Raw genomic sequence first — 1,344 nt, 5'->3', positions numbered from 1 at the left:
TGGGCGCCCCCGAAGAAGGGCCGGGGCGGGGCCGGGGGCGGGGCCGGGTGAAGATGGACCGTCATGCCCAGTACCGCCGAAACCGCTGAAGCCGCTGAAGCCTCCGGAACCTCCGAACCACCGGCCGCCACCGCCGCGAGCGCGACCGTCACTGCTGCTGCTGTGAGTGCGACCGCCGCCGCAACTGCCGTGAGCGCGGCCGAGAACGAGTCGCGGGGCGGCTTCCGGGTACGGCTGGACAACTTCGAGGGCCCCTTCGACCTGCTGCTCAGCCTGATCGCCAAGCACAAGCTGGACGTCACCGAGGTGACGCTGGCCACCGTCACGGACGAGTTCATGGCGTACATCCGGGCGATGGGCCCGGACTGGGACCTGGACGCGGCGACCGAGTTCCTGGTGGTGGCCGCCACCCTGCTCGACCTCAAGGCGGCCCGGCTGCTGCCCGTGGCGGAGGTCGAGGACGAGGCGGACCTGGCCCTGCTGGAGGCCCGGGACCTGCTGTTCGCACGGCTGCTCCAGTACCGGGCGTACAAGCGGGCGGCCGCGCTGTTCGGCGAACGCTGGGCGGCCGAGCTGCTGCGCCGGCCCCGGGGCGCCGCCCTGGAGCCCCGGCACGCGGAACTGCTGCCGGAGGTCGTCATCAGCGTCGGGCCCCAGCGGCTCGCCGAGCTGGCGGCCAAGGCGATGGCGCCCAGGCCCGCGCCGGTCGTCTACGTGGACCACATCCACACCCCGCCGGTGAGCGTGCGCGAGCAGGCCTCCCTGGTGGTGGGGCTGCTCACCGAGCTGGGCGAGGCCTCGTTCCAGCGGCTGGTCGAGGACGCGCCGGACGACCTGGTGGTGGTCGCCCGGTTCCTGGCGCTGCTGGAGCTGTACCGGGAGCGGGTGCTCGCCTTCGAGCAGCCGGAGGCGCTCGGCGAGCTGGTGGTGCGCTGGGTGGCCGAGGAGGGCCGGGTGGCGGTCGAGGTCACGGACGAGTTCGACCGGCCGGCGGGCGAGGGCGGCGAGGGCGGCGAGGGCGGCGGGGTCGGCGAGGGCGAGGAGGGCGAGCGCCGATGAGCGGCGGGAACGAGGGCGGGCGGCCGGTGCGGCGCCCGCTGGGGCTGCCCGGGCAGCCGCGGGCCGAGGAGTGGCTGGAACCGGCCTTCGAGCTGCTGCCGGAGCCGGTGGACCCGGTCCGGCCGGTGGAACCCGCGGAGCGCGTGCAGCGCGCTGAGCGTGTCGAGCCGGTCGAGCCTGCGGCGCCGGTCGAGCGTGCGGCGCCGGTCGGGCTGGTGGAGTCGGGGGAGCGCGCCGGGCCGGTGGAGCCCGCGGTACCCGCGGTACCCGAGGGATCGGCGGGGG

Annotated in this window: 1 protein-coding gene and 1 pseudogene; both read left to right on the top strand. The window is 75.8% G+C overall.

All coding sequences use genetic code 11. From position 1 onward, the window contains the following. The first annotated feature begins 162 nt into the window (after positions 1–162). Positions 163–1,059 carry a segregation and condensation protein A gene (locus ACIQOV_RS41630; RefSeq protein ID WP_401056371.1) on the top strand — a complete coding sequence of 299 codons (897 nt, stop codon included), beginning with the start codon at positions 163–165 and terminating at the stop codon, positions 1,057–1,059. Next, a pseudogene (locus tag ACIQOV_RS41625) lies at positions 1,056–1,344 on the top strand (hypothetical protein); the annotation flags it as partial. The gene ACIQOV_RS41630 and the pseudogene ACIQOV_RS41625, both read left to right, overlap by 4 nt.

Source organism: Kitasatospora sp. NPDC091257, from assembly GCF_044757675.1.
In the GTDB taxonomy this organism is placed as follows: Bacteria; Actinomycetota; Actinomycetes; order Streptomycetales; family Streptomycetaceae; genus Kitasatospora; species Kitasatospora lactacystinica.
The sequence above is the reverse complement of the archived record's forward strand: the minus strand, read 5'-3'. Positions and strand labels throughout refer to the sequence as shown.